The following is a 25,447-nucleotide window of genomic DNA, read 5'->3' as shown; positions in this document are numbered from 1 at the left end:
CCGAGGCAAGTGAAACAATAACAAAACGCCCGGTTTAAAACCGGGCGCGGAAACTTATCAGGAGCCCAAGCGGTAGTTCGGGGACTCTTTGGTAATGGTCACGTCGTGAACGTGGCTTTCCTGGATACCCGCACCGCTGATACGCACGAATTCAGCCTTCGTACGCAGCAGGTCGATGGTACCACAACCGGTCAGACCCATACAGGAACGCAAGCCACCCATCTGCTGGTGAATGATCTCTTTCAGGCGGCCTTTATACGCTACACGGCCTTCGATACCTTCCGGCACCAGTTTGTCAGCGGCGTTGTCGCTCTGGAAGTAACGGTCGGAGGAACCTTTGGACATCGCGCCCAGGGAGCCCATACCACGGTAGGATTTGTAAGAACGGCCCTGATACAGTTCGATTTCGCCCGGAGACTCTTCGGTACCCGCCAGCATAGAGCCAACCATGACGGCAGCGGCGCCAGCGGCAATCGCTTTAGCGATGTCGCCGGAGAAACGGATACCGCCGTCGGCGATAACTGGAATACCGGTACCTTCCAGCGCTTCAACCGCGTCTGAAACGGCAGTGATCTGCGGAACGCCCACGCCAGTGACGATACGGGTAGTACAGATGGAGCCAGGGCCAATACCGACTTTCACCGCGCTGCAACCAGCTTCGGCGAGTGCGCGAGCGCCAGCGCCAGTGGCGACGTTACCGCCGATGATTTGCAGGTCAGGATATTTAGCACGGGTTTCACGGATACGTTGCAGCACGCCTTCAGAGTGACCGTGAGAGGAATCGATCAACAGTACGTCAACGCCGGCAGCAACCAGCGCGTCAACACGTTCTTCGTTACCTGCACCTGCGCCTACAGCCGCGCCGACACGCAGACGACCATGCTCGTCTTTACATGAGTTCGGTTTACGTTCTGCTTTCTGGAAATCTTTAACGGTGATCATGCCGAGCAGGTGGAAGCTGTCATCAACAACCAGCGCTTTCTCAACGCGCTTCTCGTGCATTTTGGCCAGCACGACATCACGCGCTTCACCTTCACGAACGGTCACCAGGCGCTCTTTCGGCGTCATGTATACGCTAACCGGCTGGTTCAGGTCAGTCACAAAGCGCACGTCACGACCGGTGATGATGCCAACCAGTTCGTTGTCTTCAGTCACTACCGGGTAACCTGCAAAACCGTTACGTTCAGTCAGTTCTTTCACTTCACGCAGGGTGGTGGTTGGCAGCACTGTCTGCGGGTCGGTTACCACGCCAGATTCGTGTTTTTTCACGCGGCGGACTTCTTCCGCCTGGCGCTCGATAGACATGTTCTTGTGGATAAAACCGATGCCGCCTTCCTGTGCCAGGGCAATCGCCAGGCGCGCTTCCGTCACGGTATCCATTGCTGCGGAGAGCATAGGAATGTTCAGGCGAATCGTTTTGGTCAGCTGAGTGCTAAGGTCAGCCGTGTTCGGCAGAACGGTAGAATGAGCGGGAACGAGGAGGACGTCGTCAAACGTCAGGGCTTCTTTTGCGATACGTAGCATGGGCAATATCTCACCTGGGAGGTTATTAAATATTGCCGCGGCATTATACAGAGCGTAACCGATTGCATCCACACTTTTTTGCAAAAAAACCTTGCGCTCCTCTGTGAGCATGTTACTTTCGACTGAATAACCTGCTGATTTAGAATTTGATCCCGCTCACATGTTATCCTCTCAGACCTCCTCAATTTTTACCGTAAGCCGCCTGAATCAGACGGTTCGTCTGCTGCTTGAGCAGAAGATGGGACAAGTGTGGATCAGCGGCGAAATATCGAATTTCACCCAGCCCTCTTCCGGCCACTGGTACTTCACCTTAAAAGACGATAACGCCCAGGTGCGCTGCGCGATGTTCCGCAACAGCAACCGCCGGGTGACGTTCCGTCCGCAGCACGGTCAGCAGGTACTGGTACGCGCCAACATCACGCTGTACGAACCGCGCGGCGATTACCAGATAATTGTTGAGAGCATGCAGCCCGCGGGCGAAGGGCTATTACAGCAGAAGTATGAACAGCTGAAAGCCAAACTGCAGGCGGAAGGGTTGTTCGATCAGCAATATAAGCAACCGCTGCCCTCCCCGGCCCACTGTGTCGGGGTGATTACCTCGAAAACCGGCGCGGCGCTGCACGATATTCTCCACGTTCTTAAACGCCGCGATCCGTCGCTGCCAGTGGTTATCTACCCTACCGCGGTACAGGGCGACGACGCGCCGGGGCAAATCGTTCGCGCCATTGAACTGGCAAACGCGCGTGGCGAGTGCGACGTGTTAATCGTCGGGCGCGGCGGCGGCTCGCTGGAAGATTTATGGAGTTTTAACGACGAACGCGTGGCGCGCGCAATATTTGCCAGCCGCATTCCGGTGGTTAGCGCCGTCGGCCACGAAACCGACGTCACTATCGCCGATTTTGTCGGCGACCTGCGGGCGCCGACGCCGTCGGCGGCGGCGGAAATCGTCAGCCGTAACCAGCAAGAGCTACTGCGTCAGGTGCAGTCTGCCCAGCAGCGTCTGGGCATGGCGATGGATTACTACCTCGCCAACCGCACCCGTCGTTTCACGCAGCTTTTCCACCGCCTCCAGCAGCAGCACCCGCAGTTGCGTCTGGCGCGCCAGCAAACTTCTCTGGAACGGCTGCGTCAGCGCATGAGCAGCGCGCTGGAAAACCAAATAAAGCAGGCGAATCAGCGCCAGCAACGTGTGCTGCAGCGACTGAATCAACAAAATCCACAGCCCCGCATTTATCGCGCGCAAGCCCGTATTCAGCAGTTGGAATATCGTCTGACGGAGAATGTACGCACACGTATAAGCGAACAGCGCGAGCGTTTCGGCAACGCGGTTACCCATCTCGAAGCGGTCAGTCCGCTGGCGACGCTGGCGCGCGGCTACAGCGTTTCTACCACCACGGGCGGCGGCGTACTGAAACAGATCAAACAGGTCAGCGCAGGCGATGTCATCACCACCCGACTAGCAGATGGCTGGGTGGAAAGCGAAGTGAGGGGCGTAACGGCGGCGAAAAAAACGCGGAAGAAAAAGCCGGTTTAAACCGGCACATACTCCACGCGTTTTTTCGAAATCAGCCCATGGCCATGCTGACAGAAATAATCCACCGCGCCACAAGCCTTGAGTACTTCGAGTGGTTGATAGCACTCCGGGCAACGTGCTTCCAGTTGAAAATCTTTTTGGCAACTCTCACAGCGCGCCGCACCGTTTTGTGGCTCCAGTTCAGCGTGGCAATCCGGACAAATGATAGACATTGCAACTCCAGTACAGGGATCGATTCTTGCGTTGAGTTTAACACGCTGCGCTGAATGTCTCCCAGGTCCAACAAAACGTCATACCTCATCAATTGAATGACCGGGGCATAGTTTCTGCCCCGGCATAATTGAGGTGTTATCAGGCGCTGGTAGCCGGTTTAGTTTGCGTATTTTCCAGCATGCGACGAATGGGAACAATAAGGACAATCAGGATCGCGGCGCAGATCAGCAGCGCAATCGAGCAGCGAGCGAAGAGATCCGGCAGCATATCCAGTTGGTCAGCCTTCACATGACCGCCAATCAGACCTGCGGCCAGGTTACCCAGCGCACTGGCACAGAACCACAGGCCCATCATTTGCCCACGCATTCTTTCCGGCGCCAGCAGCGTCATGGTCGCCAGACCGATTGGGCTCAGACACAGCTCGCCAAGCGTCAGCATCAGGATACTGCCTACCAGCCAGAATGGAGAAACGCCCGCCCCGCCGTTGCTGAGAACGTTTTGCGCCGCCAGCATCATCAGGCCAAAGCCTGCCGCCGCACACAAAATACCGATAACAAACTTAGTGATGCTGCTCGGGCGAATGTTCATACTCGCCAGCTTCGGCCACGCCCAACTAAATACCGGCGCCAGCAGGATGATAAACAGGGCGTTTATCGACTGGAACCAAACCGCCGGAATTTCAAAATCACCGATCATACGGTTAGTGTAGTCGTTGGCGAACAGGTTGAACGAGGTGGGTTTTTGCTCAAACGCCGACCAGAAGAATGCGGCGGAAACCAGCAGGATAAAGCAAACCAGCAGTCTGGCGCGCTCTTTGCGATTCAGGCCGGCAAAGATGAACAGGTAGATAAAGTAGAGCGCAACAGAGGCGGCAATCACGTACACCAGTATGCTGGCAACCGCGACCGGATTAATCACAATCACGCCCTGCGCAATCAGCGTAACGATAATCGCCACACCGACAGCCAGCGCGAGTAGCCATGCGCCCACACCGTTACGCTTCACTACCGGGCTGTTCCAGGTCGAGTCCAGTCCCACTTCGCTGTCGTAGCGTTTCATCGACGGAACGGCAAACACACGGAAGATGATTAACGCCACCAGCATCCCGATACCACCGATACCAAAGCCCCAATGCCAGCCATGGGTTTTAATCAACCAACCGGAGATCAAGGGGGCGATGAATGACCCCATATTGATGCCCATGTAAAACAGCGAGAAACCGCCATCACGACGCGCATCGCCTTTTTTATACAATGTGCCAACCATGACCGAAATACAGGTCTTAAACAGACCGGAACCGAGCACGATAAACATCAGGCCGATAAAGAACAGGTTATTACCCATAATGGCCGAAAGCGCAATCGACAGATGACCAAGCGCAATCAGGATGGAACCGTACCATACGGCTTTCTGTTGGCCGAGCCAGTTATCCGCCAGCCAACCACCAGGCAGCGCAGCGAGATACATCGTACCGGCAAAAATACCCACAATCGCCGAGGCGTTTTCACGCGCCAGCCCCATGCCGCCGTCATAGACGGTAGCCGCCATAAACAGGATCAGTAATGGGCGAATGCCATAAAACGAGAAACGCTCCCACATCTCTGTGAAGAACAGCGAGCCGAGCGGATAAGGATGACCGAAGAAAGTTCGGCTTTCTTTTTGATTAACAGAGGATTGCATAATTCTCCCGAAAGTTATGTCGTCGTGCGTGTAAACACCGCATGTACGCCAGCCAGTTACGTATCTGACCGATTTTTTACATGCGGCGAAAAGTTATTTAACCATTTGATAACCTAAGGCTAGTTTTGTCTAGTACCAACCCCCGGACTTTAAGATGAAAACTCGACAAATGTCTACTTTCTTAGATTTAAACTTGGTAAAAAACGAATAGTGATTGACATCGCGCGGGCTGAGGCTGGCGATGGAATACCGAAAAAAAACCCGCGACAAGCGCGGGTTTTTATCAACATCAGCAACGATTATTTGCTTTTTTTAATGTGCTTAATCAAACGCTTACGTTTACGCATCTGGGTCGGCGTCAGCGTATTACGTTTATTCGCAAACGGGTTTTCCCCTTCTTTGAACTGAATGCGGATCGGAGTCCCCATCACGTCCAGAGTTTTGCGGAAGTAGTTCATCAGATAGCGCTTATATGAATCCGGCAGATCTTTCACCTGATTGCCATGAATCACCACGATCGGCGGGTTATAACCACCGGCATGGGCATATTTCAGTTTCACGCGACGACCACGTACCAGCGGCGGCTGATGATCTTCTACCGCCATGGTCATGATACGCGTCAGCATCGCGGTACTAACGCGACGGGTGGAGCTGTCGTACGCTTCGCGGACCGATTCAAACAGATTACCGACACCGCTACCGTGCAGCGCAGAGATAAAGTGTACGCGCGCAAAATCAATAAAGCCCAGACGGAAGTCCAGCGTTTCCTTGACCTGCTCTTTCACTTCCTGCGTCAGGCCGTCCCATTTGTTGACGACAATAACAAGTGAGCGCCCACTATTGAGGATAAAGCCCAGCAGCGACAGGTCCTGATCGGAAATACCTTCCCGCGCATCAATCACCAGCATAACCACGTTGGCATCTTCAATCGCCTGCAGCGTTTTGATGACTGAGAATTTTTCTACCGCTTCGGTAATTTTCCCGCGCTTACGCACGCCAGCGGTGTCGATCAGCACATATTCACGTTCGTCGCGTTGCATCGGAATATAAATGCTGTCACGCGTGGTCCCTGGCATGTCGTAAACCACCACGCGGTCTTCGCCGAGAATACGGTTAGTCAGTGTGGACTTACCTACGTTCGGACGCCCGACAATCGCCAGCTTGATCGGCAGATCCTGCGGGTTGAAGTCGTCTTCAGGCTCTTCTTCACCGTTTTCTTTGGCTTCCAGTTGCGCCCAATATTCCGCATCTTCATCGACTTCTTCCTGCGGTGCAACGTCATCCATCCACGGCAGCAGAACATGCTCCAGCAGACTGAGAACGCCGCGACCATGGGAGGCAGCAATCGGATAAATTTCACCCAGACCCAGCGAGTAGAAATCAACAACCGCCTGATCGGGATCCAGTCCGTCCGTTTTGTTGGCCACCAGGAACGTCGGTTTCTGGCGTGAACGCAGATGTTTAGCAATGGCTTCATCCGCTGGCATCAGGCCAGCACGCGCATCCACCATAAACAGTACAACGTCCGCTTCTTCGATAGCCAACAGAGACTGTTCAGCCATGCGGGTTTCAACACCGTCTTCCGTACCATCAATACCGCCGGTATCAATACAGATAAACTCGCGGCCTTCAATTTCCGCACGACCGTACTTACGGTCACGAGTCAGACCCGGGAAATCCGCAACCAGCGCATCTCGGGTGCGAGTTAGACGGTTAAATAACGTGGATTTGCCAACGTTAGGGCGCCCGACAAGCGCGACCACAGGTACCATGTTTAAAGCCTCATTTAAAAAATCATCAGACAACGCGCACATTTTTGCGCCGTTGTTAAAAACAGTAAAACGGCCCCTGCACCAGGAGCCGTTTTTCAAAGCGAGCGGCCAGGACGATTAACGCGTAATGGAGTACAGCGTACCGTCTTTCGCCTGGATCATCAGTTTACCATCCGCAGAGACTGGCTCGGTCAGGAAACCGGAGCTGTCGACTTTCTGCTGGGCAACAAAGCGACCATCTTCAACGTTAATCCAGTGCAGGTAGCCTTCGCTATCGCCCACAACCAAATTGCCGTTATACAATGCCGGAGACGTCAGCAGACGGTGCAACAGATCGCTTTGCGTCCACAGCGTCACGCCGCCGTCGGTGGTCAGCGCCAGTATGCGGTCGTTCTGATCGACCAGGTAGATACGGTTTCCATCGACGATGAAATCATTCACCGAGCCCAGTTCACGTTTCCACATAATCTGGCCACTGCGCAGATCCAGCGCGGTCAGGTTACCATTATAAGCCAGCGCGTAAACAACGCCATTGACGATAACCGGCGTGGTATCAACGTCACTCAGACGATCGATTTCCGTTGGGCCTGTCGCCTGAGAAATACGTTGCTGCCAAATCATCTGGCCCTGCTGCATCAGCACGGCGCTTACGCGACCGTTATCACCACCAACAATTGCTGCGCCAAAGGCCGTCGCAGGGGCAGATTCGCCACGCAGAGACAGGGATGGCATGTCGAGGTTAACGGTCCACTTGATGGCGCCGTCAGCTTCGTTCAACGCCTGCAATTGACCGTTGCTGGTGTGGATTAATACCATGCCATCGCTCACAACCGGACGGGACAGCGCTTCACCGGCAACTTTCGTCTGCCATGCGGTGGTACCGTCGCTGGTATTCAACGCATAAACCTGCGCTTTTTCACTGCCAATGTAAACATGACCACCGGACACGGTTACGCCGCCAGAAAGCTGTGCAGATGCACGGGAGAACCAACCGTCTTTCTCACCCAGATTAACAGACCACACTTCTTTGCCGTCGTCTGCGTTCAACGCTTTCACGACACCTGCGCGATCGGCTGCATAGACAACGTTATCCGCCAGCGCAGGATGAAGATTGGAATAGAAATCACCAATACCGTTGCCCACGGAAGTGCTCCAGTCCGTAGACGGAGTAAACTGGTTTTCAACCACCGGTAATGGGGACATCTTAACGACATCTTCTTCGCCACTAAACAGTGAACAGCCGCTCAATAGGGTAACGGAAAGCAGCCCTGGCAGAAGTAATTTACGCAATTGCATCGGGTCCCTCTCAGATGGACAAATTATTGATTTTCATCTGCATCATTTCGCTCAGAGCAGGAGAGGCATCGCTTTTCACACCCGCTTCCCATGCGCTACGCGCACCTTGTTTGTCGCCCTTGCTCAGCAACGCTTCACCGCGCAGATCGGCAACAATGGCCGTCCACCCTTCACCTTTAATGGTGTCGAGTGTTTTCAGCGCGGTATCAGCCTGTTTAAGTTGAACCTGAACACGAGCCAGACGCAGGTTAATCACCGCTTTGAGATTCTCATCGCTGGTTGCAGCCAGGCCTTGTTGCAGCTGGCTTGCGGCTTTCTCAAGTTCATTTTGGTCAACAAACTGCTGCGCAAGTTCCAGTGAAGCTAACGCGCCGTAGGTATTTTTATTCTCTGCTGCAAATTTCTCTGCCGCAGGAATGCTATCCGCTTTACCCGCGCTAACTGCGGTCACCGTATTTTGGTATGCCAGAGAAGCAGAGCGTGCGGACTCCGTCTGATGGCTGGTCCAGTAACGCCAGCCAACCAGTGCGCCAACCCCTAAAATTATCCCAACCGCCAGCGCTTTGCCGTTTTCGGCAAAGAAGCGTTTTACCGCATCAACCTGGTCGTGTTCGTTCTCGTAAATTTCCACGCTGTCCTTCTCCTTAGCCCAGTAGAGTGCGCAAATGCGCGGCAACGCCATCCTGCGCTACTGCCGTTTGCTCACCAGAGCGCAAATCCTTCACTACAACAGTACCGTCAGCCACTTCGGACTCACCCAGTACCAGTGCAACGCGGGCGCCCCACTTATCGGCACGGGCAAACTGTTTCTTAAAGTTGCCGCCGCCGTGGTTGGTCATCAGTTTCACACCAGGAACTTCATCACGCAGACGTTCCGCAAGCCGCATTGCTGCCGACTGTGTGTCTGTGCCTGAAGCAACCAGGTATATATCGACAACAGGGGAGGCAATAAATTCCGGATTCACTGCCTGAACTAACAAAACAAGGCGTTCCAGGCCCATGGCGAAGCCCACAGCTGGCGTTGCGCGACCGCCCAGTTGCTCTACCAGACCGTCGTAACGACCACCGGCACACACTGTACCCTGCGAGCCCAGACTGCTGGTAACCCACTCAAATACGGTGCGGTTGTAGTAATCAAGACCACGAACCAGACGCTGATTAACGGTGTAGGCAATCCCTGCGGATTCCAGTAGTTTGCACAGACCCGCGAAATGCTCGCGAGAGTCATCATCGAGATAATCACCCAGCGCAGGTGCGTCGTTGAGCAGCGCCTGCACTTCTGGGTTTTTGGAGTCAAGCACGCGCAGCGGGTTGGTGTACATGCGACGCTTGCAGTCTTCGTCCAGTTTCTCTTTATGCTGTTCCAGATAGGCGACCAGCGCATCACGGTAGTTAGCGCGGGCTTCAAGCGAACCAATTGAGTTCACCTCCAGGCTAACATGTTGAGAAATACCCAGCGCGCGCCACCAGCGAGCGGTCAGCATAATCAGTTCAGCATCGATGTCCGGGCCCTGCAGGCCAAACACTTCGACACCCAACTGATGGAACTGACGATAGCGTCCTTTCTGCGGACGTTCGTGGCGGAACATCGGCCCGATATACCACAGACGCTGTTCCTGATTGTACAGGAGACCATGTTCAATGCCGGCGCGTACGCAGCCCGCAGTCCCTTCAGGACGCAGAGTCAGGCTGTCGCCATTTCTGTCCTCAAAGGTATACATCTCTTTTTCAACCACGTCGGTAACTTCACCGATCGCGCGTTTGAATAACGGGGTCTGCTCTACAATCGGCAAGCGGATTTCACTGTAACCGTAGCTACCGAGCACGTTTTTGAGTGTGCCTTCAATGCGCTGCCAGATGGCGGTTTCGCCAGGCAGATAATCGTTCATGCCGCGAATGGCTTGAATGTTTTTTGCCACGTTTATTCTCTTTATGAATATAAAAATGAACCCTCAGCGCTAACCCGAACAATGCGGGCGCCATGCGGGTTCAATCATACACGGGAAGCACGCCGCTTCCCATCACGTTGTTATTTTTCAAGCTGCTGCACGTCGATACGGCGCGCTTCGTCCAGGATACTCGCTTTAGCGCGAATACGGGCTTCAAGCTGCGTGATCATATCGTCGTTGTCGAGTCGGTCCTTACGCACACCGTCTTCGTACAGGCCGCTTTTCTTGTTACCGCCCGTCACGCCCAACGTAGAAACCAGCGCTTCGCCAGGACCATTTACCACACAGCCGATGATCGAAACATCCATTGGCGTAATGATGTCTTCCAGGCGTTGCTCCAACGCGTTAACCGTACCGATAACGTCGAATTCCTGACGTGAGCAGGTTGGACAAGCGATGAAATTGATCCCGCGCGCGCGAATGCGCAGCGATTTCAAAATATCGAAGCCCACTTTGATCTCTTCCACCGGATCGGCAGCCAGAGAAACACGCAGCGTATCGCCGATCCCTTCTGATAGCAGCAATCCTAAACCGATCGCGGATTTCACCGCCCCGCTACGTGCGCCACCGGCTTCGGTGATCCCCAGATGCAGCGGTTGATCGATCTGTTTCGCCAGCAGGCGATAGGATTCTACGGCGAGGAAAACGTCAGAGGCTTTAACGCTGACTTTGAATTGATCGAAGTTCAAACGATCGAGGTGATCCACATGACGCATAGCGGATTCCAGCAGCGCCTGCGGCGTCGGTTCACCGTATTTTTCCTGCAGATCTTTTTCCAGCGATCCGGCGTTTACGCCGATGCGGATAGGAATATTTTTATCACGAGCGCAGTCTACTACCATGCGGATGCGTTCTTCATTACCGATATTGCCTGGGTTGATACGCAGACAGTCAACGCCGTATTCCGCCACTTTCAGCGCGATACGGTAGTCGAAGTGAATATCGGCAACCAGCGGGACATTAACCTGCTGTTTGATAAGCTTGAACGCTTCTGCAGCATCCATTGTCGGTACAGAGACACGAACAATATCTGCGCCTACGCGTTCCAGCGCTTTGATCTGATTAACCGTCGCTTCCACGTCAGTGGTGCGCGTATTGGTCATAGACTGTACGGCGATGGGCGCGCCATCGCCGATCGGCACGTTCCCAACGTAAATGCGTGTCGATTTTCTACGTTGAATTGGAGCCTGGTTATGCATTAAAAAATCTCCCGCATTGCCGTCTGTTACTGAGCCGGTGATTGTTCGGCATTAACGGTCAGACGTGCAACCTGGTTAGTTCTGATAAAACGACTCAGATCGACAGGTTTACCCTGGAACTGAATCTGCACTGCCGCCGGAGCGCCAATTTTCAGTTTGTACGGCGCCTGACCGGTCAAATTCAGATTACCGTCTTTACGCTGCATACCGCTGAACAATTTTTTACCGGTCGCATCGGTTACTTCCAACCAGCAATCGGCGGTAAAGTTCATTACCAGTGCGTTAGGATCGGCTGCTGGGGTACTTACACCCGCCTGGTCAGTCGGCAGCGGGGCCGCATTTGTTGGCGCTGTTGGCGCTGCGGTTGCGGTATCCACATTGGCCTGAGACGGCGCTACAACAGCATTCTGTTGCGCATCCGCGGCTGGCGCCGGGGTTGACGGAGCATCCGTCGATGGCGCGGCGTCCGCCACTGCGCCATCATCTGCAGTCGGCGTCGTCTCCTGACCTGCTGCGGCGCTGGTATCTAACGGTACATTCTGCGCGCTGTCTTTACCGGCATTCAGCTCAGCAGAAGATTGATCGGCCATGGTGCTGATCTCTTCCTGCTGCGCTTTATGGTTCTGCCACCACCAGGCGCCTGTCAGTCCGACAACAACAAACAGCACCAGCCAGGTGAAGGTCATTAACCAGCCATCGCGCTTTTTACGACGCTTACCGAGCGAGAAGCTCTGCATCGGCGCGACTTTAGCAGGGCGAACTGGAGCCTGTTTTTCCAGCCCCGGCAACAGTTCTTCTTCAGGAATATGCACCAGACGCGCATAAGAACGGATGTACCCACGCAGGAATGTTGAAGCGAGATCGGCTGGTGCCTTATCTTCTTCAATATCGCGTACCGTGGAGACCTTCAGGCACAGTCGTTCCGCGACTGCCTGTTGGCTGAATCCGAGTTGTTCACGGGCATTGCGCAGACGAACGCCGGTGGAGAGTGCTTCATTTTTGTCGTGCGTGGCTTCAGTATTCATTCGCTACAGCTGCGTAAATTTGGGTTCTGGCGCCGGCGAGTCACAATGCTCACCCACACCGCGAAACATCTGGTCAGTTAACCTTCGTCAGACAGTATAAAACGGTCAGACTACCAATGACAAAAAAGCGTAAACCTGAGGGCTAAACTCTTGTTGCGCCGTTACATACTGCCTTAAAGTCGACAAAAACGCACCGTTATTATTGACCTGACGACAACAACCAAAGAACCTCCCCTGGCTTACATTGCACTACGGTACAAGAATTATACCGTAGTGCGCTCGGCATCAAACGGTTTTGATGTCGATAGCATCACCCTGCATACGCTTGCGCAGAGTACGCTTGGTACGGTCGATAACGTCGCCTGCCAATTGGCCGCAGGCTGCATCGATATCATCGCCACGTGTTTTACGCACGATGGTGGTGAAACCATAGCTCATCAACACTTTGGAGAAACGATCGATACGGCTGTTAGAGCTACGACCATACGGTGCGCCAGGGAACGGGTTCCATGGGATCAGGTTGATCTTACACGGCGTATCTTTCAGCAGTTCAGCCAGTTGATGCGCGTGTTCGGTACCGTCATTAATGTGATCCAACATGACATACTCAATGGTCACACGACCCTGGTTGGCGTTGGATTTCTCCAGATAACGACGCACTGCCCCGAGGAACGTTTCGATATTGTACTTTTTGTTGATAGGCACAATTTCGTCACGAATTTCATCGTTCGGCGCATGCAGAGAGATCGCCAGCGCAACGTCAATCATATCGCCCAGCTTATCCAACGCAGGTACAACCCCTGAGGTGGAAAGCGTAACGCGACGCTTGGACAGCCCGAAACCGAAGTCATCCAGCATGATTTCCATCGCCGGCACCACGTTAGTCAGGTTGAGCAACGGCTCGCCCATCCCCATCATCACCACGTTGGTGATAGGACGAACACCTGTTGCTTTTACCGCGCCGACGATTTTCGCCGCACGCCAAACCTGACCAATGATTTCCGACACTCGCAGGTTACGGTTAAATCCCTGTTGCGCCGTAGAGCAGAATTTACACTCTAATGCACAACCAACCTGTGAAGAAACACACAGGGTCGCACGATCGTCTTCCGGGATATAAACAGTTTCAACGCGCTGATCGCCAACCGCGATAGCCCATTTGATCGTGCCGTCAGAGGAACGCTGCTCTTCCACCACTTCCGGGGCGCGAATTTCAGCGACTTCTTTCAGCTTGTTACGCAGCACCTTATTGATGTCAGTCATGTCATCAAAGTTGTCGCTGCAATAGTGGTACATCCATTTCATGACCTGATCGGCACGAAACGGCTTTTCGCCCATTTCTTTGAAGAATTCGCGCATTTGCTGACGGTTCAGATCCAGCAGGTTAATTTTTCCATTTTTATTTGGAACCGCAGGAATGACGACTTCAGAAGTGTTAACTAATTCAGACATAATTTTTTCCGGCCTCGTTGTTACACGTTGTGGCCCGTGGAGGGTTAAAAAGAAACGCCCCGGCAAGCGGTCTGCTCTTCCGGGGCGTTGCATTGTACAAAGTCTGGCGCAGGGATGCCACGTTTGCACGAAGCATTAGCGAAAATAATATGTAAAGAAAGAACGTAGGCCTGATAAGACGCCTCGCGTCGCCATCAGGCAAAGCAGAGCCGGATGCGCAAACGCTTATCCGGCCTACAGAACGAGCTTATTAGCGCGTACGCGGGCAAACCTCGCCCTCACCGAAGAAATAGGCGATTTCGCGAGCGGCAGACTCAACGGAATCAGAACCGTGAGTCCCGTTTTCGGTGAAGCTGTCAGCGTAGTCGGCACGCAGGGTACCGGCCAGCGCGTTCGCCGGGTTGGTAGCGCCCAGCAGATCGCGATGGCGCTGTACGGCGTTTTCGCTTTCCAGAACGGAAACAACGATCGGACCGGAGGTCATGAATTCAACCAGACCGTCAAAGAACGGCTTGCCGTCGTGCTCAGCATAAAAGCCACGCGCCTGCTCAACGGTCAGGTGCAGCATTTTAGTCCCTACAATCTTGAACCCTGCAGCTTCAAAGCGCGCAAAGATGCTCCCAATAACGTTTTTTGCCACCGCGTTTGGTTTAATGATGGAAAAAGTACGTTCAATAGCCATTGATAACCTCTGTAATATGTTCTGTTGTTGTCTATATAGATATACGACCTGGCGCGGATTATAAAGAGCATCCCGGCAATTGACTATTGATGAAGGTAACATTTCTTTAAAATAAGATGAGTTTTAGCAACAAATACTCACCAACTGGTCTACTGCACCGAAAATCTCACCGTCGCCACCTGTCCGGCGTCATCCATCACCAGCAGTTGGTAATCCCCTTTGGCCGTCAGACGTAGCGTCAGGTGACGTCCGCGCTCGTCCAGACGTTGTCCGTTAAGAAACCACCAGCGATCACCTGTTCCACCGCTGGTTTGCACCGGCAATGAAGCCTCTGGAGAACCAGGTAAACGCTTCACAATCGCGCCATCGCGCAGACCTGTCAACTGCAACGGTAACCCGGGATCCTGCCCCAACGGCGGACATGTGGCAGAAACAGGCGGTAATCTCGCCCCACGGCGCTCTGATTCCGGCAGCCATGGTTCAAGCGGCAAGGGCCAGACGATAAGCGTCTGTTCGCGCGCCTGCGGGCAATCCGCCGCCACGCGTTTGCCCTCTCCGTCCAGCCAGACAGGGAAACGAATGCCGTTAACACCTTCCTGCTCAGGTAATAACAGTGTTGGCGGCTGACTGCCATCCAGTAGCCAGGTTGCCAGCCGGCGGCGACAGTTACTGTCTCCAGCCGCAAGAGATTGCCCGCCCGGCCAACATACCACGCCGCGGCTAACGGATTCAGGACGGGGGTCTTCCGGCTGATTCGTCCCGCGAGAGAGCAGCAGATTGTTGACCTGATTGAGCAGCGGTACGGCGCTGGCAAAGCCAAACTGCCCCACCACCGGCGTACCGTCGGGCCTGCCGGTCCAGATGCCAATCACATAACGGGCGTTAATCCCAATCGCCCACGCATCGCGATAGCCATAGCTGGTACCCGTTTTCCACGCCAGAGGAACCACTCTGCTCAGTGCGTTATCCGGTAGCGGTTGTGCTTCGTCAGCCATAATCCGGCGAATAATCCACGCCGCGCCTGCCGACATCAGCGGACGCTCCAGTAGCGGGTCTGCTGGCTGCAGACGCAATTTACCCGCCTTCCCGTGGCGGGCAAAGGCGCTATACGCCGCCACCATATCATCAAGCCTTGCCCCCGCCCCGCCCAAAATCAGCGACAGATTCGGCGCAGCCCCTGCGGGCAGATATAACGGTAAACCGACGTTACGTAACGATGCGGCAAAACGCTTCGGGCCATAGGCTTCCAGTACCTGAACCGCGGGTAAATTCAGCGAACGTACCAGCGCCTCGCTCATACTTACCGGTCCGTGAAAACCACTGTCAAAATTCCCCGGTCGATAATCACCAGTTCGCCGTGGTACATCCTGCAACAACGAAGCGGGATGAATTAATCCGTCATCCAGCGCCAGACCATAGATAAACGGCTTCAGCACCGATCCCGGCGAGCGGATCGCATTCACCATATCCACATGACCAAAGCGGGAGTCATCATTCATATCCACTGACCCCACCCAGCCACGCACGCTCATATCGGTGTGATCGACCACAATCATCGCCAGCGAACTGCGCGCCGGCAATCGCCCTTTCCAGTTTTGCGCCAGCTCTTCGAGTTGCCGCTGCAACCCGGCGTCAAGGGTAGTCACGATTTTATCGCTGCGGCTTTTTCCCAGCATCATGCGCGAAAATAACGGCGCTAACTGCGGCATCTGCCTGGGGGCCAGCCAGACCGGCTCTTCGCGTGACTCCTGCACCTGTTTTGCGGACCAAATGCCCTGAATTGCCATACGTTCGAGCACTTTATTACGCGCCGCTTCAGCGCGCTCCGGCCAACGGTCCGGACGCAGACGGCTCGGCGCCTGTGGCAGCACAGCCAGCAATGCTGCATCGGAGTAGCTCAGTTGTGCAGGCGATTTGCCAAGATAGGCCCAGCTCGCTGCGCCCACGCCTTGCAGCGTGCCGCCAAACGGCGCACGGTTAAGATACAGCGTCAGAATGTCGCGCTTGGACAGATGCCATTCCAGTTGCAACGCGCGCCAGAGCTGGCGAAACTTACCGCCAAAGGTGCGTGGGTGGGGATCGAGTAAACGCGCCACCTGCATGGTGAGCGTGCTGCCGCCTGAAACGACGCGCCCGGATGAGAGGTCCTGCCACGCCGCGCGCAGTACTGAAAACGGATTGACCCCGGGGTGTTTCCAGAACCAGCGGTCTTCGTAATTGATTAAGGCCTGAAGGTAGCGGGGGGATACCTCATCAATCGTCACCGGATAACGCCAGATACCGTCCGCGTCGGCAAAGCGCCAGAGAGGCGTACCATCGTGCGCCACCACGACACGCGCGGGATCCACCTCATGAAGCGGCAGCGGCCAGATTTTGTCTGCCGCCCAAATCGCCATCACAAACACTAGCGCAACGACTGCCAGCCAGAGCCAGCAGCCGCGTTTACCCAACCCGCGCATCATTTATGGTCTGACAATCAAAAGCCCCTCTGCCGCACTGGTTGCCCGCCACTGCGGAACATACATTGATTCCACCTGCGGGACGGGAACCTGATACGTTCCCGGTGTTACTGCTCTCGCCAGATAGACCAGCGTAACCGGCTGTCCTTCATTGACCGCCACCGCAGCGACAAAGCGATCGTCACGGAACTCAATATGCTGGATATCCGCCTGCTGCATCTGATTGAGCAGGTTCGCCACTTCGCTACCGCTATCCTGCAGACTGGCGCTGCCGTTAGCCAGATTCTGGTTTTCCAGCTCCAGTCCGGCAGGCAGTAAGTCGACGACCAGCGCATCCGGCACGTTCTGGCTGGCTTTAACGTCCAGCCAGACCAGCACCAATTCGCCGCTGCGCAGAGAATCCAGTGATTTGCTGCTCCCGTCGAGTCCCAGGATCTGACGTTCAATATGCAGGACGTTGCTGGCAGGCGTCGGTGCGGTTTGCGGATAACCACTGACATCCAGACGCAGCCACAGCGGCAGATTACCGGTATTCGTGACGCTCAGCGTGGACAGCTCGTCGGCATCCAGATTCCGGGTTTGCGATTTATCACCTGCTAACGGCTGTTCAGAGAGTGATGTTTGCGCCTGCCACGTGCCAGGTAAATCCTGTAACGTACGCGCGGCAAGGAACAACGCATTATTTTCCTGAGTAGAGAGCCAGCGCTGACCAAAGGCCTGTTCTGACAATGTGTTCAGCAACGTATTCTGCTCTTCAGGTTTGAGCTTGTTCTCTTCCAGCAATGCCAGCATCAGCGCGTTGTCGCGTAGCTGACTGCCGTAATCCGCCATCCACTGTTGTGCATCGCGACGCGGTGTATTCAGCGCCAACGTAAGCGCCTGTTCACTGCGATTAGCATCGCCCATGTTTTTCAGCGCGATCCCCAGTTGCAACAGCGGCAAACCAGAAGCCGCCTGAGCGCGGCGCTCCCAGATTTCACGCAGTGCGCCAAGCGGGGCTTTTTGCTGACGAGCCAACACCAGCGCGGCGTAGGCCTGTACAGCAAACCGGCTTGCAGACGAGTCATCGGTATAACGAATCGACATCATCCCCGGATCCTGCAAATAACGCAGCAGCCGCTCGTTCCCCCGGTTAATCACCTCAACCGGGACGCTGTAGCCTTGTTCGTTCGCGCGGACGAGGAAATCCATTACGTACGCGGTCAGCCAGTACTCTTCCGGCCCGTTCTTATCCCACAGCGCAAAACCGCCGTTATCGCGCTGCATTTGCAGTAAACGGGAAATGCCAATCTCTACTGCCGCACGGCGTTTTTCATCACTGTCGCCCGCGATACCTAATGCCTTCAGTTGCGCGGCATTAGTGTATAAAGAGGGGAACAACCCGCTCGCCGTTTGCTCAAGACAACCGTAAGGGTAAGCTTTCAGTTCACGGATGTAGCGCGCCAGATTCAGCGGCGGTTTACCGCTAAACAGCAATTGCCCCTGCATCGTCACAGGAGAGAAATTAGCCAACTCTTCGCCAGGCAGCTGCCAGGTTGCCCCCGGCTGGAGCGCAACGCCATTATTGACAGTTTGCGCGGGAAACGCCGGGCGCACGCCAATCTTCCACTGTTTGTGCTGCACAGGCAGCGTTTCCCCTGGCAGAGACAGACCGCTAATCTGCGCCTGAATTTCACCCTCGCCAAAGCCTTCCCGCGCGCGCACCGGAATAAACAGCGTAGTCCGTACGCCTGGCGCCAGATTCACAGGCGCAAGATCTTGCCCTATCAGTTCCAGTAAACCGCTGGCCGCGAGGTTAATATTCAGCGTCTGTGGTTTATCGGTCAGGTTGGTCACGTCCAGCGTCAGGCGCGAAGTATCTCCCCCCGCCAGAAAGCGCGGCATGTTCAGTTCAGCAATCACCGGCGCGGCGACAATTACTTTGCCTTCGCTGCTGCCAAAGTCATGCGCCGTCCAGGCCTGCGCCATGACCCGCAGCTCGCCGTTGAAATCACCAATCGGTAACGTCACCGTTCCTTCGCCCTGCTCGTTAAGCGTGACCGGTAACGCCTGTTGCGCCACGATATTGACGTGATTAACCGGAGGCTTACCGCCACGCTTTAACTCATCGCCATCGCCACCAAAGCGCAGCGCCGCCAGACGTCCTTGCCCTTCAATTACCTGACCGTAGATATCATAAATATCCGCACCATAGCGTTTTTGCCCGAAAAATGCCTGCCATGGGTCGGGCGTAACGTAATCAGTGATGTTCAACACCCCGCTATCAACGGCAGAGACCAGTACGTTAACCTGTTTTGGCACGTCGCCATTTTTAACGCTGGCTTTAATCTTGACGGTTAACGGCTGATTTGGGCGTATTTTCGCCGGACTTTCCAGCACCAGTCCCAGACGACGATTTTCATCGCCCAGCGGTAAATGCAGCAACCCAACCGCCCGTTTTGGCGTCGCCGAACGGGATTTGTCGCCAGGACGAACCACCAGCGCACTGAGATACAAATCGTGGCGATTCCAGGTTTTATCGACTGGAATAGTGAGGTCCAGGCCATTCGCAGGCACGTCTATTTCTTGCCACCACAACGGTCCTTCGCTGGATTCTACCATCGCATAACCTTTGCCAGCCGCGGGGGCGGCAATATGCAGCTTCATGGTATCGCCAGGACGATAGCCGGGTTTATCCAGTTTCAGGGTCACACGATCGGGGCGAACAGAGCCGCTGCCGTCGCTATTATCCTGCCAGCTATAACCCGCCCAGAAGCGCACGCTGCTCACCGCATCATTCGGCGCTTTTACTTCCAGACGATAGGCGCCCCACTCAACCGGAAAGCTCACTTTACCGGTTTCATCAGCCTTAAGATCCAGAGTCTGCTCACCTTCGATCAGATCTTTTTGATCAAACTGCGATTGCCAGCCCTCGCCTTCAGTCCAGTTCCAGTAATAATCACGACGTTCGCGGATAAAACGCACCTGCAAGCCGGACACCGCTTTTTTATCACCTTGCGCATCGGCATACACAATATCGAAAGCGGCATTGCTGTCTTCATCGACGATAGGCTGATTCACCGTGGTGTCAGTGCGATAATCATAAACAGATTTCGCCGCAAACTGCGGTCGAATCCCCGGCAGCGTATCCGCAGGCCAGATGGCTTGTTCAACCCGACGCGTCACCGGTCGGCCACCCGACTCCAGCAGGCTGGCTTGCAACACCACCTGTAACGGGGAATGCGTCTCCTGCCACTGGCTGTTGGCGGTCACTTCGCCGCGACCGTGATCGTCCAGCGTGAGCTGAACTTCATCAAGACTGCGGGAAAGGTTTTCTTCGGCAATATTACCAAACTGAAACCCCGGTAGTGTCTGCACCGCTTCGCGTAACGGGCGCAGGAAAAGCTGCCCTTGCAGAGCGTTGCCGTTGGCGGGCGCGCCGTACAGGTAGTAACCCACCACCGAGAATTTCACTTCATCAGTTGGCGCTACCGGCATTTTGCTGGCGGTGAGATTGAGCGCCATCCGCTCTGGCATAAAATCTTCAACGTGGAAATCCCACATCCGCGACGGGTTGTCGCCAGTATTGGCGCGAATATGCCACATACCGGTCGGCGCGCTGCTATCCAGCGGCCAGCTAAAGCGGTACAGACCGTTCTCCGGCTGGCTGACAACCGAGCGTAAAACCTGTCCGTCGGGCTTGACCACTTCCAGCTTCACCGGCTGGTCGGGCAACGTTTTACCGTCGCTGTCACGTAGTAATCCATTGAGGATCACCGTTTCACCGGGGCGATAGAGATCGCGCGGACCAAACATAAAGAACTGTTTGCTGTATCCCGGCGCGCCGGCAATATCAAACTCAGCCAGATCCAATGCCGGAAGTTTCAGGTCAAGCAGCGTAGTCTGCCCGTCTTTGCGGGCCAGCAATAAGGCAGCTTCTTTATCAGTCTTGAGCTGTACATGCCCCTGCGCGTCACTGGTGGCTTGCGCCAGCGTCTGCCCTTTTTCATTGAGTAATGTGACGTCAATGCCCTGCTGCGCAGCGCCGTTTTCCAGACTCTGCGTAAAGATATCCAGTTGATTATGGTAACGATGCGCTGACACACCAATATCGCTGAGCGTAAACAGCGTCGCGGCATTACTGTAGTTGTATTTTCCGGCCTGATTCATCACCGCGATGTAAACACCAGCCTGCTGCAACGGTTTGATTTCGCTCAACGGCAGCAACAGCTTTTCGCGAGTGTTGCGCGCAGGGTTGAGGTCAAAGCGTCCGGTATAGACCAGTTCCGCCATTTTCAGCAGATTATCGGATTCCCAGTTCGACAACGAATTGCGGTATTCCCACTGGCTGACAAACGCGCCGAGCGACTCTGGCTTCACGCGATAAAAATTCACATCCACACTGTTAACGTTGAGCGCCATCACCGGCAGCCCTTCAATCACTTTTCCCGGCAGTAGCGAACCGCGACTGGCGAACCCTACGCTCGGCTGGACGTCACGTGTGGTGATATTTTTTTCATAATCGATACCAAACGTCGCTTTATTCAGCGCCAGTAAATCACGCTCAATGGTAACCACAAGTTCCCGGTTAGGTTCGAGGTGCCGCAAGCGTAGCTCTTTCAGGTTTGGCGCCAGCTCCCAGGCACCATCGACTTTGCCGCTTTTTTTATCGACAACGTGCACTACGCGGGAAAAATCCTGTTCCGGATCGAGGGGAATGGAGAAGGTCAACACGAGCGTTGCCGCGCCGTCGAGCTGGACCTCTGAGGCATCTAACAGCGTCAGCGACTTGCCCTGACTTTGTTGCATCAGCTTTTCTAACTGGGCCTTGTCTTTTGCGGGCGCAGTCTGCGGAGCAGGTGCATCCGGCTTCGCAGCCGTCGTCGATTTTTCGTTATTATTATCACACCCGACAAGTGCCAGCATCAGCATGCAGGCCGCTACGCGTAAATGTTTCATTTTTCATCCCTGGCCATAGTGGCCCGTTAGCTACGTAGAACAACTATTATGCGTTAGTTTTCAGGCTGTGGAAGCCAGTAAATGAACAACGTTGTCCTAATTTTCGTGATTAATGTGGATTCACCTGACAAATCAGCCTCTTTTACTTGTCGCTTTGCACTAAACGTCCGACAATTTGCCAAAACCTGGTAAAAATGGAGATGCCTATGACCACCGCCTTCTTTGTCGCTGCCGACTGGCTTGCCGAACACATTGACGACCCGGAAATACAAATCCTTGATGCCCGGATGGCACCTCCAGGTCAGGAAGATCGCGATGTTGGCGAGGAGTATCGCGCAGGTCATATTCCTGGCGCCGTTTTTTTTGATATTGAAGCGCTTTCCGACCATACCTCGCCGTTGCCGCACATGATGCCGCGCCCGGAAGCCTTCGCTGTCGCGATGCGCGAATTGGGTATTCATCAGGATAAACATCTGGTTGTCTACGATGACGGCAATCTGTTTTCGGCGCCGCGCGCATGGTGGATGCTGCGGACTTTTGGCGTCGAGAATGTCTCCATTCTGGCGGGCGGTCTTGCTGGCTGGCAGCGCGATGAGCTCATGCTGCAGGAAGGAAACGAGGAGTTACCCGAAGGCGAATTTAACGTCGCATTTACGCCTGAAGCCGTGGTGCGCGTCACCGATGTGCTGCTGGCCAGTCATGAAAAAACGGCGCAGATCGTCGATGCCCGCCCGGCTGCGCGTTTTAATGCCGAAGTTGACGAGCCGCGTCCAGGCCTGAAGCGTGGTCATGTACCCGGTGCGCTTAACGTACCGTGGACAGAGCTGGTTCGTGACGGCGAACTCAAAACTACCGATGAGCTGGATGCTATTTTCTTCAGCCACGGCGTGAGCTTTGACCGCCCCATTATCGCCAGCTGCGGCTCCGGCGTAACGGCTGCCGTGGTGGTACTGGCGCTTGCCACGCTGGATGTTTCGAACGTCGCACTGTATGACGGGGCGTGGAGCGAATGGGGAGCGCGCAACGATTTACCGGTAGAACCATCTGAGGCTAAATAAAATCTGATTTACTCATCTTTTTCGCCCACAAAAAAACCGCCCAAATGAGCGGTTTTTTTGTGCCAGTCCGGTTCGCGGCCTTTCCAGCAGGCTATGTCACCATAGCAATGCAAGCGCGTCTCAGCAAACAAATACTCCCTTTTAAGGGAGCGAAAGTCAAGTTGATTAGCAGGGAAACTATTCAATATTTAGCGTATTATCTTCCCCGGTCCTTTCCGCCGTCTCGCAAACGGGCGCTGGCTTCAGGAAAGGATGTCCCATGGCCGTTTATGCAAGCGCGTCTCAGCGCTTGCTATCGCGGCATTATCGCCAGTGGTGCTGTCGTGATGCGGTCTTCGCATGGACCGCGCAATGAAGATACGATACTTCTGTATCGTGCTTGTTGTTTCTGGCGCGTTGTGTCTTCACGGGGATCGGGATTACCCAGGTAATTCCATACGCGTGACGCTCAGCACCCAGGGCAAGTAAGCCTGGTAGCCGCCCTTCGGGGCGGCTTTCCTTCACTCAGATAATCCGGTTTTGTTTAAAGTCGCGCAGGAAGCCGCCCCAGCGGCGTTCGTAGAACGGCGCGATATGCTCGGTAATAAAGTGGCTGACGCCCTTCTCGCCTTTCTTCACCTGGCAAATATCAATCGGTTCATCGCCCGGCAATGTATCGGTCGCGACGCTGCCTGCGGCATGAATGATCTCTTCAATATCACCTTCGGCTTCAATACCAATCAGCAGGTTCGGCTGAGCTTCCGCACTTTCTTTGATTGAGCAGAGAAACGCGCGTTTTACCGGCTTGATGGTTTTAAACAGCGTGGTCAGCGAGTCGATCATCTGCGCTGGCGGTTCAGCGACTTCAGAGAGGATCAGCGATTCGCCGCCTTCCAGTACCTCCTGGGTGCTTAGCGGACTCCCCTCATCACCGATCAGCAGACTGATTTCACGCGGCATAAACTCTTTGCCGGTCGGCAGTTTCGCGTTGAGAAACAGCGTTTCGCCGAGCGTCATTTCAAACAACGTACGCACCGGCATAACGACAAATGCTTGCTCATCTTCAACCGCCTGCTGCAGGGCCTCAAGGGAAGTAAAGAACGGGATCACGGTTGTGCCGTCTTCTTTTTCCCAGTGCTGAAGGTCGAGGGCGCTGTCTTCAACCACCGCCTCGCCTTCTGCAGCAGTACCCGGCACCCAGACGGTGGATTCAAGTAAAGTACGGAAAAATGCCGGTCGATGCGCAGGCTCTGTCGCCGCTTGTTCCAGCAACGTTTCTAATTCATTTTTTGTTTCGGACATAAGGATCACAAATTGGATGAATACATGTAGGCCGGATAAGCGTAGCGCCATCCGGCAATACAGTCATGAATTATGCGGTCAGCAGATTCGCGATGGTGCGCACACCCAGACCGGTTGCGCCCGCAGACCACTGCTCAACTGGCGCTTTGCGATAAGTTGCAGAGCAGTCAATGTGCAGCCAGCCTTGCTGGTAGTTTTCCACAAAATGAGACAGGAAGCCTGCTGCAGTGCTCGCACCCGCCGGATAGGCCGCACTGCCGGTGTTATTCAGCTCGGCAAAGTTAGACGGCAGCTGACTACGGTGGAACTCAGCCAACGGCAGACGCCAGAACGGCTCGTTTTCTTGTGCCGCGCTTGCCAGCAGACGGGCAGCCAGCTTGTCGTCAAAGCTGAACAACGCGTGATAATCGTTACCCAGGGCGGTTTTCGCGGCGCCGGTCAGCGTAGCTGCATCAATAATCAGCTCCGGTTTTTGCGCGCTGGCGTCGATCAGACCATCCGCCAGCACAAGGCGTCCTTCCGCATCGGTATTCATCACTTCCACTTTTTTGCCGTTGCGATAGTGAATAATATCGCCCAGCTTAAAGGCGTTGCCGCTGATCAGGTTATCCGCGCAGCACAGGTACAGCTTCACACGCTTGTTCAGACCACGGGTGATGGCAAACGCCAGCGCGCCGGTGACCGTTGCCGCACCACCCATATCGGACTTCATTGAGTCCATAAATGCGCTTTGCTTGATGCTGTAACCGCCGGAGTCAAAAGTAATGCCTTTGCCAACCAAACAAGCGTAAACCGGGGCTTCTTTGTCGCCAGTCGGGTTGTAGTCCAGCGCCAGCAGCACCGGAGGACGCTCGGAACCGCGCCCCACGGTATGCAGTCCCATGTAGTTCTGCTCACGCAGATCTTCACCTTTGGTGATGCGGTAAGAGACGTTATCGCAGGCAACAGAGCACAGCAGGTCGACCGCGCGCTGCGCCAATTGTTCCGGGCCCAGTTCTTCCGCCGGGGCGTTAATGGTATCGCGCACCCAGTCAATAATCTTCAGACGGTTATCCAGCTCTTTGCGCTGTGCTTCGTCCAGGGCAGCCCACTCAACTTTGCGACTGCCTTTCGGTCCTTTATAACCCTGCCAGAAAGCCCAGCTGCGTTCGGTATCCCAGCCTTCACCGTCCAGTTGCACATGTTTAATACCCAGGCCGTCGATTTTACGCGCGGCGCGCTGGATAAGGCCGAGGTCATCTTTTCCGTTCAGGTGCAGGGTAATGCCTTCATTATTAATGCTGTATGTTGCCTTTTCACCCCAGCGGGCATCGGCAGGTTGCGTGGAAAGCGTAATTTTCATGGCTTCTGTCATTTTATTTATCCTTATTTTCGCGCATACAGGA

At 54.7% G+C, this 25,447-nt stretch carries 18 protein-coding genes; 3 read left to right on the top strand and 15 right to left on the bottom strand.

Annotated elements, in window-relative coordinates; all coding sequences use genetic code 11:
- Positions 1 to 57: 57 nt before the first annotated feature.
- Entirely contained in the window at positions 58 to 1,524 is a 1,467-nt protein-coding gene (guaB, locus tag ICA20_RS06850) for an IMP dehydrogenase (protein ID WP_038642597.1), read from the bottom strand.
- A gap of 160 nt (positions 1,525 to 1,684) precedes the next feature.
- Here guaB and xseA point away from each other — a divergent pair, with 160 nt between their 5' ends.
- Positions 1,685 to 3,058: an exodeoxyribonuclease VII large subunit gene (gene xseA, locus ICA20_RS06845; protein ID WP_038642599.1), complete on the top strand. Its 1,374-nt coding sequence runs from the start codon at positions 1,685 to 1,687 to the stop codon at positions 3,056 to 3,058.
- Here the strand turns inward: xseA and ICA20_RS06840 are convergent.
- The 12 genes from ICA20_RS06840 to ICA20_RS06785 all read right to left on the bottom strand — a co-directional run bounded on the left by ICA20_RS06840 (position 3,055) and on the right by ICA20_RS06785 (position 21,723).
- Positions 3,055 to 3,270 carry a zinc ribbon domain-containing protein gene (locus tag ICA20_RS06840; RefSeq protein WP_038642601.1) on the bottom strand — a complete coding sequence of 72 codons (216 nt, stop codon included), beginning with the start codon at positions 3,268 to 3,270 and terminating at the stop codon, positions 3,055 to 3,057. The genes xseA and ICA20_RS06840 overlap by 4 nt on opposite strands.
- Before the next feature lie 139 nt (positions 3,271 to 3,409).
- Positions 3,410 to 4,951, bottom strand: coding sequence for a peptide MFS transporter (locus tag ICA20_RS06835; RefSeq protein ID WP_038642603.1), 1,542 nt, complete (start codon positions 4,949 to 4,951; stop codon positions 3,410 to 3,412).
- Positions 4,952 to 5,250: 299 nt separating this feature from the next.
- Positions 5,251 to 6,723: a ribosome biogenesis GTPase Der gene (der, locus tag ICA20_RS06830; protein ID WP_038642605.1), complete on the bottom strand. Its 1,473-nt coding sequence runs from the start codon at positions 6,721 to 6,723 to the stop codon at positions 5,251 to 5,253.
- A 117-nt stretch (positions 6,724 to 6,840) separates the two neighbouring features.
- Positions 6,841 to 8,019, bottom strand: coding sequence for an outer membrane protein assembly factor BamB (gene bamB / locus ICA20_RS06825; RefSeq protein WP_038642607.1), 1,179 nt, complete (start codon positions 8,017 to 8,019; stop codon positions 6,841 to 6,843).
- A 10-nt stretch (positions 8,020 to 8,029) separates the two neighbouring features.
- Positions 8,030 to 8,650 carry a YfgM family protein gene (locus ICA20_RS06820; RefSeq protein ID WP_038642608.1) on the bottom strand — a complete coding sequence of 207 codons (621 nt, stop codon included), beginning with the start codon at positions 8,648 to 8,650 and terminating at the stop codon, positions 8,030 to 8,032.
- A 13-nt stretch (positions 8,651 to 8,663) separates the two neighbouring features.
- The gene (gene hisS / locus ICA20_RS06815; protein ID WP_038642610.1) at positions 8,664 to 9,938 is read right to left on the bottom strand and encodes a histidine--tRNA ligase; all 1,275 of its coding nucleotides are present in this window, start codon (positions 9,936 to 9,938) and stop codon (positions 8,664 to 8,666) included.
- Positions 9,939 to 10,048: 110 nt separating this feature from the next.
- Complete coding sequence (ispG, locus tag ICA20_RS06810) at positions 10,049 to 11,167, bottom strand: flavodoxin-dependent (E)-4-hydroxy-3-methylbut-2-enyl-diphosphate synthase (RefSeq protein WP_016154000.1); 1,119 nt, start codon at positions 11,165 to 11,167, stop codon at positions 10,049 to 10,051.
- Between the two features lie 26 nt (positions 11,168 to 11,193).
- Positions 11,194 to 12,192: a cytoskeleton protein RodZ gene (gene rodZ, locus ICA20_RS06805; RefSeq protein ID WP_038642612.1), complete on the bottom strand. Its 999-nt coding sequence runs from the start codon at positions 12,190 to 12,192 to the stop codon at positions 11,194 to 11,196.
- A gap of 285 nt (positions 12,193 to 12,477) precedes the next feature.
- Complete coding sequence (locus ICA20_RS06800; protein WP_003037713.1) at positions 12,478 to 13,644, bottom strand: bifunctional tRNA (adenosine(37)-C2)-methyltransferase TrmG/ribosomal RNA large subunit methyltransferase RlmN; 1,167 nt, start codon at positions 13,642 to 13,644, stop codon at positions 12,478 to 12,480.
- Positions 13,645 to 13,894: 250 nt separating this feature from the next.
- Positions 13,895 to 14,326 carry a nucleoside-diphosphate kinase gene (gene ndk, locus ICA20_RS06795; protein WP_003037710.1) on the bottom strand — a complete coding sequence of 144 codons (432 nt, stop codon included), beginning with the start codon at positions 14,324 to 14,326 and terminating at the stop codon, positions 13,895 to 13,897.
- 149 nt (positions 14,327 to 14,475) lie between these two features.
- Positions 14,476 to 16,788, bottom strand: coding sequence for a peptidoglycan glycosyltransferase PbpC (pbpC, locus tag ICA20_RS06790; protein WP_038642615.1), 2,313 nt, complete (start codon positions 16,786 to 16,788; stop codon positions 14,476 to 14,478).
- Complete coding sequence (locus ICA20_RS06785; RefSeq protein WP_038642617.1) at positions 16,789 to 21,723, bottom strand: alpha-2-macroglobulin; 4,935 nt, start codon at positions 21,721 to 21,723, stop codon at positions 16,789 to 16,791. It lies immediately after the preceding gene.
- 206 nt (positions 21,724 to 21,929) lie between these two features.
- Here ICA20_RS06785 and sseA point away from each other — a divergent pair, with 206 nt between their 5' ends.
- Both sseA and timP read left to right on the top strand, forming a co-directional pair.
- On the top strand, positions 21,930 to 22,781 hold the full coding sequence (sseA, locus tag ICA20_RS06780) for a 3-mercaptopyruvate sulfurtransferase (protein ID WP_038642619.1): 852 nt from the start codon (positions 21,930 to 21,932) through the stop codon (positions 22,779 to 22,781).
- Positions 22,782 to 23,120: 339 nt separating this feature from the next.
- Entirely contained in the window at positions 23,121 to 23,249 is a 129-nt protein-coding gene (gene timP, locus ICA20_RS06775) for a small toxic inner membrane protein TimP (protein WP_306669585.1), read from the top strand.
- A gap of 36 nt (positions 23,250 to 23,285) precedes the next feature.
- Here the strand turns inward: timP and sseB are convergent, their stop codons facing one another.
- Both sseB and pepB read right to left on the bottom strand, forming a co-directional pair.
- Positions 23,286 to 24,062 carry an enhanced serine sensitivity protein SseB gene (sseB, locus tag ICA20_RS06770; RefSeq protein ID WP_038643302.1) on the bottom strand — a complete coding sequence of 259 codons (777 nt, stop codon included), beginning with the start codon at positions 24,060 to 24,062 and terminating at the stop codon, positions 23,286 to 23,288.
- Positions 24,063 to 24,132: 70 nt separating this feature from the next.
- Positions 24,133 to 25,416, bottom strand: coding sequence for an aminopeptidase PepB (gene pepB, locus ICA20_RS06765; RefSeq protein WP_038642620.1), 1,284 nt, complete (start codon positions 25,414 to 25,416; stop codon positions 24,133 to 24,135).
- Between the last annotated feature and the right edge of the window lie 31 nt (positions 25,417 to 25,447).

The organism is Citrobacter sp. C5_2 (assembly GCF_014596845.2).
Classification (GTDB): domain Bacteria; phylum Pseudomonadota; class Gammaproteobacteria; order Enterobacterales; family Enterobacteriaceae; genus Citrobacter; species Citrobacter werkmanii.
Note: the sequence above shows the minus strand (reverse complement) of the source record. Positions and strands in the feature narration are given on the sequence as shown.